The 12,883-nt window shown below is 74.8% G+C and carries 17 protein-coding genes; 8 read left to right on the top strand and 9 right to left on the bottom strand.

What is annotated here, in order from left to right; genetic code table 11:
* The first annotated feature begins 36 nt into the window (after positions 1-36).
* Entirely contained in the window at positions 37-741 is a 705-nt protein-coding gene (locus tag ABD343_RS37375) for a TetR/AcrR family transcriptional regulator (protein WP_344534914.1), read from the top strand.
* Positions 742-804: 63 nt separating this feature from the next.
* Here ABD343_RS37375 and ABD343_RS37370 read toward each other — a convergent pair whose 3' ends face one another.
* From ABD343_RS37370 to ABD343_RS37355, 4 genes are all read right to left on the bottom strand, one after another.
* Positions 805-1,818, bottom strand: a complete 1,014-nt coding sequence (locus ABD343_RS37370) for a MerR family transcriptional regulator (protein WP_344534912.1) — start codon at positions 1,816-1,818, stop codon at positions 805-807.
* A gap of 3 nt (positions 1,819-1,821) precedes the next feature.
* Positions 1,822-2,706, bottom strand: a complete 885-nt coding sequence (locus ABD343_RS37365) for a HEAT repeat domain-containing protein (RefSeq protein WP_344534910.1) — start codon at positions 2,704-2,706, stop codon at positions 1,822-1,824.
* Positions 2,707-2,746: 40 nt separating this feature from the next.
* Complete coding sequence (locus ABD343_RS37360; protein ID WP_344534908.1) at positions 2,747-2,986, bottom strand: hypothetical protein; 240 nt, start codon at positions 2,984-2,986, stop codon at positions 2,747-2,749.
* A gap of 130 nt (positions 2,987-3,116) precedes the next feature.
* Positions 3,117-3,938: a SigB/SigF/SigG family RNA polymerase sigma factor gene (locus ABD343_RS37355; protein WP_344534906.1), complete on the bottom strand. Its 822-nt coding sequence runs from the start codon at positions 3,936-3,938 to the stop codon at positions 3,117-3,119.
* Between the two features lie 395 nt (positions 3,939-4,333).
* Between ABD343_RS37355 and ABD343_RS37350 the strand changes: the two genes are divergently transcribed.
* Positions 4,334-4,564 (top strand): DUF6480 family protein, encoded by a 231-nt coding sequence (locus ABD343_RS37350; protein ID WP_344534904.1) that lies wholly within the window; start codon positions 4,334-4,336, stop codon positions 4,562-4,564.
* On the top strand, positions 4,561-5,037 hold the full coding sequence (locus ABD343_RS37345; RefSeq protein WP_344534902.1) for an MFS transporter: 477 nt from the start codon (positions 4,561-4,563) through the stop codon (positions 5,035-5,037). Before ABD343_RS37350 ends, ABD343_RS37345 begins: the two co-directional genes overlap by 4 nt.
* Before the next feature lie 108 nt (positions 5,038-5,145).
* Here the strand turns inward: ABD343_RS37345 and ABD343_RS37340 are convergent, their stop codons facing one another.
* Both ABD343_RS37340 and ABD343_RS37335 read right to left on the bottom strand, forming a co-directional pair.
* Positions 5,146-5,733 (bottom strand): DUF3885 domain-containing protein, encoded by a 588-nt coding sequence (locus tag ABD343_RS37340; protein ID WP_344534900.1) that lies wholly within the window; start codon positions 5,731-5,733, stop codon positions 5,146-5,148.
* A complete protein-coding gene (locus ABD343_RS37335) occupies positions 5,730-6,386 on the bottom strand; it encodes a TetR/AcrR family transcriptional regulator (RefSeq protein WP_344534899.1) in 657 nt (218 codons plus the stop codon). The genes ABD343_RS37340 and ABD343_RS37335 overlap by 4 nt, the downstream gene beginning before the upstream one ends.
* 131 nt (positions 6,387-6,517) lie before the next feature.
* Here ABD343_RS37335 and ABD343_RS37330 point away from each other — a divergent pair, with 131 nt between their 5' ends.
* The 3 genes from ABD343_RS37330 (at position 6,518) to ABD343_RS37320 (ending at position 8,076) form a co-directional block, all read left to right on the top strand.
* Positions 6,518-6,967 (top strand): hypothetical protein, encoded by a 450-nt coding sequence (locus ABD343_RS37330; protein WP_344534897.1) that lies wholly within the window; start codon positions 6,518-6,520, stop codon positions 6,965-6,967.
* Between the two features lie 165 nt (positions 6,968-7,132).
* A complete protein-coding gene (locus ABD343_RS37325; protein WP_344534895.1) occupies positions 7,133-7,336 on the top strand; it encodes a hypothetical protein in 204 nt (67 codons plus the stop codon).
* A 116-nt stretch (positions 7,337-7,452) separates the two neighbouring features.
* Positions 7,453-8,076, top strand: a complete 624-nt coding sequence (locus ABD343_RS37320) for a TetR/AcrR family transcriptional regulator (protein ID WP_344534894.1) — start codon at positions 7,453-7,455, stop codon at positions 8,074-8,076.
* A 19-nt stretch (positions 8,077-8,095) separates the two neighbouring features.
* On the opposite strand, the gene ABD343_RS37315 is transcribed toward ABD343_RS37320, so the two are convergent.
* A complete protein-coding gene (locus ABD343_RS37315) occupies positions 8,096-9,892 on the bottom strand; it encodes a hypothetical protein (protein WP_344534892.1) in 1,797 nt (598 codons plus the stop codon).
* Between the two features lie 163 nt (positions 9,893-10,055).
* On the opposite strand from ABD343_RS37315, the gene ABD343_RS37310 reads away from it, so the two are divergent.
* The gene (locus tag ABD343_RS37310) at positions 10,056-10,493 is read left to right on the top strand and encodes an SCO4225 family membrane protein (protein WP_344534890.1); all 438 of its coding nucleotides are present in this window, start codon (positions 10,056-10,058) and stop codon (positions 10,491-10,493) included.
* A 23-nt stretch (positions 10,494-10,516) separates the two neighbouring features.
* Here ABD343_RS37310 and ABD343_RS37305 read toward each other — a convergent pair whose 3' ends face one another.
* Positions 10,517-10,708 carry a hypothetical protein gene (locus ABD343_RS37305; protein WP_344534888.1) on the bottom strand — a complete coding sequence of 64 codons (192 nt, stop codon included), beginning with the start codon at positions 10,706-10,708 and terminating at the stop codon, positions 10,517-10,519.
* Positions 10,709-10,823: 115 nt separating this feature from the next.
* Here ABD343_RS37305 and ABD343_RS37300 point away from each other — a divergent pair, with 115 nt between their 5' ends.
* Entirely contained in the window at positions 10,824-11,420 is a 597-nt protein-coding gene (locus ABD343_RS37300; RefSeq protein WP_344534886.1) for an exonuclease domain-containing protein, read from the top strand.
* Between the two features lie 21 nt (positions 11,421-11,441).
* Here ABD343_RS37300 and ABD343_RS37295 read toward each other — a convergent pair whose 3' ends face one another.
* Positions 11,442-12,875, bottom strand: coding sequence for a hypothetical protein (locus ABD343_RS37295; protein ID WP_344534885.1), 1,434 nt, complete (start codon positions 12,873-12,875; stop codon positions 11,442-11,444).
* Positions 12,876-12,883: the final 8 nt, after the last annotated feature.

Genomic DNA, 12,883 nt, shown 5'->3' with positions numbered 1-12,883 from the left:
GAACGCGGGCGGACGCGGGACGGAAAGGACGTGGACGTGGCACGACGGGCACGAGGCACCTCGGCGGGGCTCGACCGCACACGCATCGCGGAGGCCGCGGTCGCGCTCATCGACCGCGACGGCCCGGAACGGTTCGGGGTACGGCGGCTGGCGGACGAGCTGGGGGTCGACCCGATGTCGATCTACCACCACATCAAGGGCAAGGCGGCGCTGCTCGACGCCGTCTGCGAGGCGGTGCTCGCCGAGGTCGGCATCGCGGACGGCGGCGAGAGCCCGGAGACGAGGACAGGGACGGGGGCGGGGACGGGGGCGCCGGAGGGCTGGGAGGAACTGGCCCGTCGGCTCGCCTACAGCTACCGGGAGATGGCCCTCCGCCATCCGCGGATCTTCCCGCTCCTCCTCACGCACGCCCAGACCTCACCCGCGGCGCTCTCGGAGACCTCCCCCGCGCTCGTCTCCGCCCTGGAACGGCTGCTCACCGCGATGCGGGACGCCGGGCTGGACGAAGAACTGGCCGCGGACGCGCCCATGGTGCTGATCAGCTTCCTCAACGGTCTCCTGCTGGCCCGCACCAGCGGCGGGGAGACCGGGCCGGACGCGGTGCCCACGATCGACGCGGGCACGCACCCGACGCTGGCCTCCCTCGCCCACCGCCTGGGCGGCTTCGGCTCGCGGGCCGAGTTCGACCGCATGCTCGACACCGTCCTGGCAGGCCTCCGCGCGCGAGCGGACCGGGCCTGAGCGGACCGGGCCTGAGCGGGGCGGGCCGGGGCGGGGCGGGCCGGGGCCGTCGGTGTGGGGACGTCACGTCCCCGGCGCGTCGTCGCGCAGCCGCAGCAGATACGTGGCGGTGAGCGCGACCGCGCGGTCCCGGTCCTGGGCCAGCTCCGCCAGGGCATGTGACGCCCGCGTTCCCGGGATGCCCGCGAGCGCCTGGGTCAGGCGGCCGCGCGCGGGCGCCTCCGTGCCGTCGAGGGCGAGGCGGTCGACGAGCATGCCCGCGATCCGGTCCGCCGTCGCCGCGTCGCCGGCCAGCACGCTCAGCGCGTCAGCGGCGTCCGTGTCGTTCATGCCGTCCACGATCATCTCGACGAGCGGCGGCACCGACGCGGCCTCGCCCTGCGCCCCGAGGGCCAGCGCCGCGTATCCGCGGACCGCGCGGTCGGGGTGCGCGAGGGCCTCCCGCAGCCGCGCGGCGGCCTCCTCGCCGGGGATCTCGGCGAGGGACCGCACGGCGCGCACCCGCACCGCGGCGACCGGCGAGCCGAGCCCCTCGGCCAGCGGCTTCGCGGCGCCGTCGCCCGCCCGGGCCAGGGCCCAGCGCAGGGCCCCGGCGACGTTCGCGTCCGTCTCCCTCAGTGCCGCCTCGGCCAGGGCCTCCACCGGGACCGGGGCCTCGTCGGCGGAGGAGAGAGCCGCGCGCTGGCGCGTACCGGCGCTCTTCGACTGGAGCGCCTGGAGCAGCGCGACGACCTGGAGGACGTCCTCCCAGCCCGAGGGGCCCGCGGCGTCGATCCGGCGCAGCCGGGTGAGCAGCTCGGTCTCCGCGGCGATCCGCTCGCGCGTCTGCCGGATGAGGTCGCCGACGAGCGCGGAGGGCTCGAATCCGGGCTCGTCGAGCGCGCGGCCGATCTCCCGCAGCGGCAGCCCGAGCGAGCGCAGGCTCTCGATGTGGAAGATCCGCCGGATGTCCTCCGGCGCGTACGCCCGGTACCCGGAACCGGTGCGCCCCGAGGGGCGCACCAGGCCGAGCGACTCGTAGTGCCGCAGCATCCGCGCGCTGACCCCGGACCGCCGCGCCACCTCACCGATCAACACGCCCTAATCTTCCCCCCGACCCGACCCCCCGAGGGCCACCACGCGCTTCGCCTCCTCGATCGCGAACGCGAACCCGATGTCAGGGTCGCGCAGCAGCCGCCGCGTGGCGAGCGCATGCGCGTACGCACCCGCGTACGCGGGTGCCCCGAGGCACGGTCCGGAGTCGGGGTCCGCGCCAGAACCAGAGCCGGGGCCCGAGCCGGGGCCGGGGCCGACGCCCGAGCCGGGGGCTGGGTTCGGGCCGGGGCCGGGGCCCGAACCGGACCCGGCATCCGAGCCTGGGCCCGAGTCCGGGGGTGGCGGCGGCGTCTTCGTTGTCATCACGGCGTGGAGGACGGGCTCGATGGGTTCGCCCAGGGCGACGAGGGCCCGGCTCAGGCTGCGCTGTGTCTCCTGGCCGCCCCGGCCGAGCTGCGTCGCCAGCACCGTGGCCAGCGCGGTCTCCTCACCGTCCGGTACGAGCACGGCCGCGGCCCGCCACGCGCTCCGGGCCACCTCGTCCTCGGCGTCGCACAGCAGCTCCGGCGTGAGCGCGGGCCACGCCCGTCGGTCCCCGAGCTTGGACAGCGTGTGCAACGCCTGGCTCCGCGCCTGCGTGCGCTCCGAACGGACCTCGCGGAGCAGCGCCGGAAGCGTCAGGGACACGGGGTGCCGGGTGAGCGCCCAGGTCAGCATGTCCCGCACGAAGAATTCGGGCTCGACCGCGCAGCGCTCGACCAGCACCTCCACGTAACGCCCGTCGGGTGCCGATCCGACCGCCAGCGCGGCGCTCAGCCTCACGGACGCCCGCTCGTCCTCCAGCCCCCGGAGCGCCCTTTCCGCCCGCGTGCCCTGTCCCGTGACCGTCACGACGACCACCTCCTCGGCACGCAGTGAAGACCTTGTCACCGTGTCAAGGTCAACTCCGGGCTCTCCGGCTCTCCGGCTCTCAGCCGGTCCAGCCGATGTCGCGCACCGCGACGGCGCCGTCCCGCACCGCGTACTGCACCCAGCCGAAGGCGGAGAACGCCTCCCGCACCTCGGCGCCCACGATCTCCCGCACATCGGGATGGGCCCTGGGCCGGGCCCTCACGTCGGCCAACAGCTCGGCGACCTCGTGCCACGCGGCGTCGTCGGGCAGTCCGGCCAGGACCTGGGCCGCCTTGTCGTCCATCACCACTCCGTGCATGACTACCCCCGTTTGTCCCCGTTGTCTTCCCGTCCAGCACGACGGTATGGCCGCGCGGCCGAGCCCGGTAGCCCTGTGGACAACCCCGCACGGGCTCGTCGAACCACTGTGACGTCGGCCCGGCCGCCCCCTACCGCGTCGCGGGCTCGTCGTTGTCGACGGCCTCGCGGACCTGGCGGCAGGCGCCGGTGATGAGGCGGGAGACGTGCATCTGGGAGATGCCGAGGATCTCGGCGATCTCGTGCTGGTAGAGGCCCTGGAAGAAGCGCAGGTAGAGGATGCGCTGCTCGCGCTCGGGCAGACAGCTCAGATACGTTCTGGCCGCCTCGCGGTCCACCGCGGTGTCGTAGCCGGGGTCCTCCTCGCCCAGGATTTCGGTCAACTGCCCCTCCCGGCCCCCGGGTTCGTCGCCCGTCGCCGCGGACGCGTCCAGGGAGAGCGAGGTGAAGCTGTGCAGGGCCTCCATACCGGCGCGTACGTCGTCCTCGGGGAGGCCGCTGTGCTCGGCGACCTCGCGCACCGTGGGTGGACGGGAGGTGGCCGCCTCCAGTTCGCGGATGCTGTTGCGGACCCGGTTGCGCAGGTTCTGGACGCGGCGCGGGACGTGGACCTCCCACATGTAGTCCCGGAAGTGCCGCTTCAGCTCGCCCCGGATGGTGGGGAGCGCGAAGGACAGGAAGCCGGTCCCCTGCTCCGGGTCGTAACGCTCGACGGATTTCACCAGGGCGAGCGCCGCGACCTGCTCCAGGTCCTCCAGCGACTCGCCGCGATTGCGGAATCTGCGGGCCAGCCGGTGCGCCAGCGGCAGCCACGCGGCCACCACCTCGTCCTGGAGGGTGCGCTTGGCCGGCCCGTCACCGAGCCGGGCCAGCTCGGCGAACTCGGCGGAGGTGTCGGGGGTGTCGGGGTGGGGGCGTCGACCGGACAACGGGGGCTGGGAAGTGCAGGTCACAGCGCTCACCTCCTCGTTCGGGGCCGGTTGCGGAAGGGCGCTCGCCGTGGAACGCCGTGCTGCGGGCCTCGCGGAGCGCGCTCGTCAACGTGCGGAATCGATCGCTCCTCCCATCGTGGGCGATCGCGAGCGCATCAGCATCTCGCGGATCCGGATGAAGGCGAGTACCACCGTGCGCTCCCGTCACACCCGCGTCGAGGCGCCCGACCCACGGACCGCTGACATGCGGTGACCGCCGGCCCGGCGCCTCGTCCCCGGTGGACCATCCAGGATCCGTCCCGCCGGGTGCCCACGGCACGGAGGCGAAACGTGACGCGGCGGCACCGTTACGGAACGTCCCGTACAGGCGTTCCGTACGGACGTTTGCGCGGCGTGTGGGGGTCCACCCGTCGGGCATGACACCCCGACAAGCGGACCCGGACCCCGACCGGACCCCCGGTCTGGAGCGCGGCGGCCAGGTGCCCCCGGGGGAGACGCCCCCGGCGGAGGGCAGCACCCCGGACGCGGGCCCCGACGAGTCCCACAACCCGGCCAAGGGCTGGAGCAAGGCACCGGTCGCCCTGATCGCCGTGATCGTCGTCTGCTTCGCCGTCTTCTTCCTGGGCTGGCTCGTCGAGATCTGGTGATCTACGGGCCCGGGGCCCGGGACCGAGCCGATGCCCTGGACGGAGCCTGCGCGGCGGCCGGGAAAGCGGCGGTCCCGAAGGGCCGGTACGACGAGGCGCCGGCCACCCTGCGCCGCGTCGATCCCCGGGGCGACGCGCGCGCCCGGCTCGACGCCATCGAGGCGGACCTGGCCGGGGGCGAACAGGGCCGCTTCCGGGAGATGTTCACCAGGCGCTACGCCCGCGCCACGTTCTTCGTCATCGCCTTCGGCTTCTTCGTCCAGATCACCGGCAACAACACCGTGCTGTTCTACGGCCCCACGATCTTCAGGACAGCGGGCATCAGCGGCGAGTCCGACTCCCTCCTCGTCTCCGCCCTCGTCCAGGCCGTGGCCGCGCTGGGCGTCGTGCTGTCCATGCTCGTCGTGGACCGCTGGGGGGGCGGCGCCGTCCCCTGCTGCTCGGCACCACGGCCATGGTCGTCGGCCATCTGACGATGGCGCTGGTCCTCGCGCAGCCCGACCAGACCACCGCGACCGGCTACCTCGCGGTCGCCGGGCTGAGCGTCTTCTACGTCGGCTTCTCCTTCGGCATCGGCTCGCTCAGAGGCCTGCCGGGTGCGAGGAGAGCCACTCCGCGTGCCGCTCCCGCATCCGGTCCCGCTCCCCGGCCGAGGCGAGGAAGACGTCCGCGCCGCCGTCGTACGGGTGGTGGACGCGCCGCAGTCCGGTGTCGGCGATCATGACGTCCGCCGTACGGTCGTCGGCGACGTCCCGCAGCAGCCCGTCCACGCAGCCGCGCCGCCAGGGGCGCCGGGCGGCGAAGAGGTGGCAGTGGACGTGGAATTCGGGGTCGGGGTCGTCGGTGAAGGGGAGGCTCCGCCAGTGGACGGCACCGGGGACGCCGCCCGGGCCGCCGCCCTGACCGCCGTGCGGGACGCGCGGGCCGTCGGTCCACACCGGCGCGATCACGTACACGTCCTGCCCGGCGAACAGCTCGTCCAGCACCGTGTTGTAGCGGTCCAGCGCGATCCCGTACTCACGCTCGTCCTCCGGGTACCGCTTCGAGCCCGGCAGGGAGTGGAACCGTACCCACACGTCCCGGTACGGCCCCCGCAGCAGATGCGCCACGGGCGCGCACTCCCCCCACCGGTCCTCCCACAGTTCCGTCAGGCCCCTCAACGGGCTCACGGGGCGTCCGGGAGGAGGGAGGGGTCCGTGGTGGCCGCGCGGAGGCGGGTGAGGAGGGCCGTGGCCGCGCGGTCGTAGCTGCCGGACTCGTCGTGGAGGACCGATTCGGCGTTGGCCATCTCCAGGAAGGCGAGCAGCTCGAACCCGAGCTGGGCGGCGTCGGTCCCCGCGTCGATCTCACCGGCCGCCTGGCCCTCGCGCACCGTCTCCTCGACGTACGCGCGCCAGTCGGCGCGGGCGGCGGCCAGGGCGTCGTGGACCTTGCCCTCGCGGGCGTCGAACTCGGCGGCGGCCCCGTAGAAGAAACAGCCGCCGGGGAAGACGCGGTCGCGGGAGTACGCCAGCCAGTTGAGGCACAGGTGCCACAGGCGGCCGACGCCGGGCGGGAGTTCGGCGGCGGGCCGGACCACATGGCGTACGTAGACCTCGACGGCCGCGCGGACGGTGGCGAGCTGGAGGTCCTCCTTCGAGCCGAACAGCGCGAAGACGCCGCTCTTGCTGAGCTTCAGCTCGCCCGCGAGCCGTCCGAGGGAGAGCCCTTCGAGGCCCTCGACGGAGGCGAGGTCCACGGCGCGCTTGAGGATCAGCGCCCGCGTCTCGTTCCCCCGTGCGACCCGCCCGTCGACCCGCCCTTCGCCTTTTGTGCCTGCCACGCCCTCGTCCACCCGCTCTCCTGGGCCGTCCTCCTGGCGCCGACGAGGTTACTCGACCCGGTGCACGCCGCCGCCCTGCTACATTTAACCGAACGGTCGTGCATATTGTTTGAGAGAACGAGGAGAGTGCCATGCCGTCCCCCGCAGTCCGGTTCGCCGCGTGGAAGCCCGGGCCCGCCGCGGCTCACGACGGGCCCGGTCCCCTCGTCGTCAGCCTCACCGAGTTCGCCCCGCACCGGCCCTGGCACGCGGTCGGCGTCACCAGGGCCGGGCTCGCCCTGCGCCGCGCCTGGCCGGACGTCGAGGGCGCGATAGGCCTCTGGCTCTGGACCGTCCCCGGGCTGCTGCGCCCGCGCACCGGGTCGGTCTCCCTCTGGCACGACGAGGAGGACCTGCGGCGCTTCGTGGCGCGCCCCGACCACCGGCGGATCATGCGCGCGTACCGCGACCGCGGCACCCTGCGCGCCACCACCTGGCACACGCCCCGCTCCGACGCCCCCGCCGGCTTCGACAAGAGCGCCACCCTCCACAAGGCCCGCGCCCTCATCACACGGTGGCCCGACCCCGCTCCACTGGGTTGAGCCCCCGGTGTCCGGGAGCCGGAGGAGGAGTGCGCGGGACGACGCGACGGGGCGGGCGCTCTGGTCCTGTTTCCGTCGATGGCTCGATCGGAGCATCACAAATCGCGCGCTCCGGGGACGGCCGTGATCGTTTTACTGTCAGCACAACCTTCCCTTGGAGGCGCAATGCGTATCCGTACCGGAATTGCCGCGGCTGTGGCGGCGAGCGCCCTGGTGCTCAGTGCCGGTTCCGCCGCGGTGGCGGCCGACGGCCCGGAGAACTTCGTCAAGCACCGTCCGGTGACCGTGACCGACGACGGCCCGACGGGCATCGGGCTCAATGTCCTGTGCGGCATCGGCCTGCTGGGCAAGGGCGTCTGCAGCAACTGAGCCCGGCGCTCCGGCACCGCACGAAGGCCCCGCTTCCCCGTGGAGCGGGGCCTTCCGCGTGCCGGGCCGGGCCGCCCCTCCGCTAGGCTGGGAAAGCGGAGCGGCGCTCCGTTCGGATGCCGGGAGACGCGGAGGGAGACGGGGTGGCCGGGGTGGAGCAGTCCCCACAGACGCCCGCGCGGGCCAAGCGGGCCGACGCACGGCGCAATCAGCAGAAGCTGCTGGACGCGGCCGCCGAGGTCTTCGTCAGCTCCGGCGTCGACGCGCCGATCCGCGAGATCGCGTCCCGGGCGGGCGTGGGCATGGGCACGATCTACCGCCACTTCCCCACGCGCGCCGACCTCGTCATCGCCGTCTTCCGGCACCAGGTCGAGGAGTGCGCGGAGGCCGGTCCGCGGCTGCTGGCCGAGGAGGACTCGCCGTTCGCCGCGCTGCGCCGCTGGATCGGCCTCTTCGTCGACCTCCTGGTCACCAAGCACGGGCTCGCCGAGGCGCTGCACTCGGAGGCCGAGGGCTTCGCCTCGCTGCACGCCTACTTCCTCGACCGTCTGCTGCCCGTGGCCGAACAGTTGCTCGGCGCCGCCGTGGACGCGGGCGAGGTCCGGCCCGGCACGCAGCCCTACGAGCTGATGCGCGGCATCGGCAATCTCTGCGTCGGAGGCGACACCGACCCCCGCTACGACCCCCGGCGCCTGATCGAGCTGCTGCTCCGGGGGATCCAGGCGCCGCCTGCCGCCTGAGCGTCCCTCAGCCCCCTCCTCAGCCGGCCACCGCCAGCAGGGCGCGTGCCAGCCTCCTCACCTCCAGGTCCGGGTGCGGCGTGCCGTCGCACGGGAAGCCGGAGACGACGCGGCGCGGGGACGTGGCGCAGCGCTCGACCGCCGGGCGTGCCGCCGCCGGGAGCCGTCCCATGGCGGCCAGGGCGCGCAGCGCGCCGGGGTACGGCTCGTGCACGTCGCCCGCGCGGGCGAGCTGATCGGCGATCACCGGCGCCGTGTCCCGCTCGCGGCCCGTGACGCGCCAGATCGCGGCGGCCGCGTCCGCGCGGCTCTCGCGGGCCGGTGCCCGCAGCCGCTCCTCCAGCAGGGGCAGCAGCGGCGCGGCGGCAGGCCCGAGCCCGCCCGCCACCCGTACGGCCTCCCCGCGCCGCGCGACGTCGCCCCATGCCGCCCGTACGGCGTCCAGCGCGGGCCCCGTCTCGCCCGTGACGCGCGCCAGCGCCGCCGCTGCCGCGAGGTCGCCCGCGCCCGCCCGTACGCGCAGGGCCCGTGCCGCGACGGGACCCGCGGCCCCGCCGAGGGCGGCCAGCGCTCCGGCCGAGGCGGGCAGGAGGTCCACCAGTTCGGCCACGCGGGCCGCCGCGAGGGCGGGAAAGGGCGTCAGCGCCTCCAGCCACGCGGCGCACGGGTCTTCGGCCACGCGCCGGGCCACCGGCTCGGCCGCCGTGCCGAACACCTCCACCGCCGCGGTCACGGCGAGGCCGGGCCCGGCGAACGGCGTCGGCCCGAGCGTGCGCGCCTCCTCCGGCAGCTCGTCCATCAGCCGCAGGACGAGCCCGACGGCACCCGGTACGCGCAGCCGTACGGCGCAGTGCGTGGCCGCCACCCGTACGGCCGGGTCCTCGGAGGCCAGGTGCGGGGCGAGCCACGGCGCGGGCTCGCCGCCCTCCAGTGCGGCGCCCACGCGCGCCACCCCGCACAGGTCCTCCGCGTCCGCGGCCTCCGCCGCGAGCCACGGCAGGACGTCCTGCTCGCGGTCGCGCCAGGTCTCGGTCAGCTCCCGGGCGAGCGGCAGTCCGCGCGTCACGGCGCGCAGCGCCGCTTCGGGGTCGTCCATCAGCCGCTCGGTGAGCGGCACATGGGCGGCGGGCCACGGGTGGTCCGTGTCGTCCCCGGGCGCCGCCTCGTGCGCGTCGAGCGCCTCCTCCACCAGGTCGGCGGGCAGCGGGAGCGGGGCCGTGCGCAGCAGTTCGGCCGCCGCGGCCCTGCGCACCTCGGGCGGCGCCGACAGCAGGGCGCGGTTGCGGGCCCGCGCGGCGTCCGGCGAGACGTCGAGCAGGCCGAGCGCGGTGACGAGGTCGGCCCGTACCCCGGTGTCGTCCTCCTCGTCGAAGCGGGCGCGCAGCAGCGGGAGCAGCGGCAGGGACGCCTCCTCGCAGGCGGCGACGGTCCGGACGAACGCGCTCCGCACGGACGGGTCCTGGTCCGCCGCCAGGTCCAGCAGGCCCGGGAGCGCCCCGGCCACGGCGCGGCGCACCCGCGGGCGTTCGGGGCCGGTGCCGTCGGCCGCGCCGTGCAGCAGCCACAGCAGGGGCAGCCGGACGCCGGGCCCGGCGTCCCGCGCGAGCCGGGCGACGAACGGCACGGCCGCGGCCGTCGCGGAGTAGACCGAGCCCTGGTGGCAGAGCGAGGAGAACAGCTCGTCCAGCGCCTCGTCCCGGACCTCGGCGGCCACATCCGGCCCGGCGGCCGCCCGCAGCAGGGCGGGGATGTCGTCGGCCGGACCGTACGCGTGTTCCAGTGCGGCCCAGTCCAGCGCGTCGATCCCGTTCAGCATGCGCATGACCTTATGGCAGGGGTTCCGGTTCTCTATCTCTGGTTGGAGACGCCGTTCGCTCTCACGCCCGATGCTGAGGGGGCCGGTGGGTTCCTAGCCTGAGTACGTGGGCGAACGCACCGCCGCCCGCGCCGTCCGACGCCGTCGAGAGGAACCCCCCATCATGAGCACCGCGCACGAGGACGCCGACTTCATGGCCCGCTCCGGCTCCGCCCGCCCGTTCCCGCGCCTCCGGCGCTCCGGGGGCGGGAACGACGGGCGCGGGGTCCGCGAGGCCCGCGACGGGCGCGAGGTCCGCGACAGCCGGGACAGCCGTGACGCGCTCGGCTCGGCGCTGGCCGGCGGCTATCTCGTCGTCTGCGCCGCCTTGCTCATCTGGGCCGTCGTGGTGAGCAACGGCGACAACCCCGACGCGTCGTTCGCCGGGGTGATCCCGGTGCTCGCGACCGCACCGGCGAGCCTGGTCTTCCTCGTGCTGCCGGACCACGCGTCCGCGCTCTACCTCGCCGTCGGCCTCGGCGCGCTGGTGAACGCCGCCCTCATCCACTGGTGCGTCCGCGCCCTGCGCCGGGGCCTGGGCCGGAGCGGGGCCGACCGCTGAACGCCGGGGCCGGACGCACCGGTTCAGCCGCGCGCCGCCCGCAGCGCCTCCGCGATCTCCTCGTCCGCCACGCCCATCGCCGCGTCGGCGCGGGCGTACCAGACCTCCCGTCTGGCCGGTGCCAGGCCCTCCCAGGGGTGGCGCTCGGCGCTGAAGCCGAGCGTCGCGTACAGCGCCCTCGCGTAGCGCTCACGGCGGGCGTCTCGTTCGGTCACGCGTTCTCCTCCGGTGCTCCTGGCGCGAGCCTATGCCAGGCCGCCGGGCGGGCCGCCCGGGGCGCGGCTCGGTAGACTCCACTCCCCTCCCCGCGAGGCAAGGAGCGTGCGGATCTTGTCCACCTTCGTGGTCTTCGACCTGGAATTCACCTCGTGGCCGGAGGCACTTGAGCGGGACTGGGGCGAGCCGGGCCAGTTCCGCGAGATCGTGCAGATCGGCGCCCTGCGGCTGACGGCGGAGTGCGCGGTCGTCGAGGAGTTCGAGACGCTGGTCCGGCCGGTCGTGAACCCGGAGCTGTCGCCGTACTTCACCGGGCTGACCGGGATCGGCCAGGAGGCCGTGGACCGGGACGGGGCCTGCCCCGCCGAGGCGCTGGGCGAGTTCCTGGGCTTCTGCCGCGACCAGACGGTCCTCTCGTACGGGAACGACATGGTCGTGCTCGGCGAGAACATGGGCTGGGTCCGCTCCCGTGGCGAACAGCTCAAGCACAGCTTCCTCGACGCGGCCTTCCTCAACATCCGCCCCTGGCTCAACGCGGTCGCGCCGGACACGGCGACGGCGGACTCGGGCCGCCTGTGGCAGGCGCTCGGACTGCCGCGGCCCATGGCGGGGAGCGAGCACTCGGCGCTCTTCGACTGCCACTCCTTCGCCGCCGCCCTCCGGCACCTGCATGCCGAAGGGCACGTGCTGCCGGAGGGATGCCCGCGCTGACCTCGCGGCGGTTGCCGCCGGTCAGTGGTCGAAGACCTCGCCGAAGGTGAGGCCCGCGGTGTCGGTGAAGCCGAAGTCGGCCGGGTTGAACGAGGTGACGCCGTCCGTCGTCAGGCCCGAGGACGCGCCGCGCAGCACCCAGACCGCGCCCGCGTCCGGCACCGTGCCGATGTCCTCGCCGTCGGCGGCGGCGAACAGGTCGGCCTTGCCATTCTTGTCGATGTCCGCGAGGTGCACGGCGGAGCCGAAGCGGTCGCCGGACTCGCCGACGCCGGGGACGCCGGTCGTCTCCTGGTGGAAGGTCTGCGCGCCGGTGGCGGCGACGCCGTTCGCCGAGCCCTTGAGGAGGACGACGGTTCCGGCGTCGGTGCCGCGTACGACCTCGTGGGGGACGCCGACGGCGATGTCCGCGTGGCCGTCGCCCGTCACGTCCCGCACGGAGACATCGGCGCCGAAGCTGTCGCCGGTCTCGCCGGTGCCGGGCACGCCGGGGCTGTTCTGGTCGAGGACGACGGTCTCCTTGCCGGTGCCGAGGCCGCCCCGGGCGCCCCACCGCACGGTGACGGAGCCCGCCTCGCGGCCGCCCACGGGCTCGCCGGTGACCAGGTCGTCCCTGCCGTCCTTGTCGATGTCGCCGGTCGCGACGGAGCGCAGCTCGGTGCCGCCGTCGGACAGGACGGTGTGCTGGTAGCCGATGTCGCCGGGCCCGCCGCGGAAGGTCGCCAGGTAGTCGCCGTCGCCGTCCCCGCGCTGCCCGTAGACCACGAAGTCGCCCGCCGGGCCGCCGGTGAAGTTCCCGGCGGCGACGCCGTCGAGCTGGACGTCCTCGGGGAGGAAGTCGTCCTCCAGGCCGAGCGCGACATCGGTGCCGTCACCCTTGGGCACCGCCTCCGAGTACCACCAGAAGTGACGGCCGCTGACGATCTGGAGCTGCGGGGTGCCGTCCCCGTCGAGGTCGCTGAAGGAGGCGCCCTGGCCGAAGTTCCGGTCCCCGGCGGTGGGGGCGTCGAGCGCGATGCCGCCCTTGGTCAGCCCCTTCGCGCCGCCCCACAGGACGGTGACGCTGCCGTCGGGCTTCCCGTCCACCTTCTCGTACGGGGAGCCGACGATGAGGTCCGCGTAGCCGTCGTGGTCAACGTCGCCGCTGGTGACGTTCTCGCCGAACTGGTCGCCCGCCTCGGCCTTCCCGGGCACGCCCGCGCTGTCCTGGGTGATCCGCACCGAGCGGGACGGGGAGACGCCGGACGCCGAGCCGTACGTCACGACGACGGCTCCGGTCTTCCCGCCGGCCTTCGGCACGCCGACGGCCACGTCGGTGTAGCCGTCGCCGTTGAAGTCCTCGCGCTGCCCCGAGGGCGCGGCCGCCGCCGGTCCCGCGGTCGCGAGGGGAACCCCGAGACCGGTGGCGGCGAGGGCCGTCAGGGTCGCCGCGGTGACGAACGTACGAATGCGCATACGGATCC

Source organism: Streptomyces albiaxialis (assembly GCF_039530985.1).
Classification (GTDB): Bacteria; Actinomycetota; Actinomycetes; order Streptomycetales; family Streptomycetaceae; genus Streptomyces; species Streptomyces albiaxialis.
This window is presented reverse-complemented; position numbering and strand designations above follow the sequence as displayed.